General features: G+C 44.6%; 1 pseudogene. It reads left to right on the top strand.

The window, feature by feature from the left end:
* Positions 1–1,414 (top strand): annotated as a pseudogene (locus GVN22_RS27230) (hypothetical protein); the annotation flags it as partial.

The raw sequence follows: 1,414 nt of genomic DNA, 5'->3' as shown, positions 1-1,414 counted from the left end.
TGTGATGGCGATGGCGTAACGAATAAAGATGAGATTAATGGTATCGATGATGATCCATTGACAACATCAGACAATACCGATCCAAATGATGGCTGTAGTTATAACAAAGTAGATCAAGTATTTGCGAATACGAGTGTATCATGGAAAGCCTTAGACTGTGATAAGGATGGTAATCCGAACGGAACAGATCCAAATCCAAAAGTGGCTACAGCAGCGAATGATGCTTTAACCGCTCCATTTGGTACAATCAGTACAGTAAATGTGCTATCGAATGATGACTTCTTACCAGTAGCGAGCAATGTAATTACCCAAACGGGAGGTACAGCGAGTGGCACAGTAGTGTTTGCACCATCGACAGGTATCATGAGTTACACACCATCAGCGAGCGAGCCAGGTAGTAGTGTAACAGTTGTTTACCAAGTATGTAACACAGCAGTAACTCCAAATGTATGTGCGAGTGCGACAGTAACGATAAGTGTACCATTAGCAGGCGACCAAGATGGAGATGGCGATCCAGACAACACGGATCCACAACCAACAAATCCATGTGTATGGGGAATCGGTCAAGTGTTAGCGAATACAAGTACAACTTGGCGCAGTGCAGACTGTGATGGTGATGGTGTAACGAACTACGCAGAAGCGACAGGCGCAGATGGTAACCCAGCAACAATTGCAGATAACACGAATCCACTAAGTGCTTGTAGCTTAAACTTGAGTCAAGTGACTTTAGTAGCGACGAGTACAGGAGATTGTGATGGCGATGGCGTAACGAATAAAGATGAGATTAATGGTATCGATGATGATCCATTGACAACATCAGACAATACCGATCCAAATGATGGCTGCAGTTATAACAAAGTAGATCAAGTATTTGCGAATACGAGTGTATCATGGAAAGCCTTAGACTGTGATAAGGATGGTAATCCAAACGGAACAGATCCAAATCCAAAAGTGGCTACAGCAGCGAATGATGCTTTAACCGCTCCATTTGGTACAATCAGTACAGTAAATGTGCTATCGAATGATGACTTCCTACCAGTAGCGAGCAATGTAATTACCCAAACGGGAGGCACAGCGAGTGGCACAGTAGTGTTTGCACCATCGACAGGTATCATGAGTTACACACCATCAGCGAGTGAGCCGGGTAGTAGTGTAACAGTTGTTTACCAAGTATGTAACACAGCAGTAACTCCAAATGTATGTGCGAGTGCGACAGTAACGATAAGTGTACCATTAGCAGGTGATCAAGATGGTGATGGCGATCCAGACAACACGGATCCACAACCAACAAATCCATGTGTATGGGGAATCGGTCAAGTGTTAGCGAATACAAGTACAACTTGGCGCAGTGCAGACTGTGATGGTGATGGTGTAACGAACTACGCAGAAGCGACAGGCGCAGATGGTAACCCAG

The sequence above is a fragment of the Cellulophaga sp. BC115SP genome (genome assembly GCF_009905545.1).
GTDB lineage: Bacteria > Bacteroidota > Bacteroidia > Cytophagales > Spirosomataceae > Flectobacillus > Flectobacillus rivi.
Note: the sequence above shows the minus strand (reverse complement) of the source record. Positions and strands in the feature narration are given on the sequence as shown.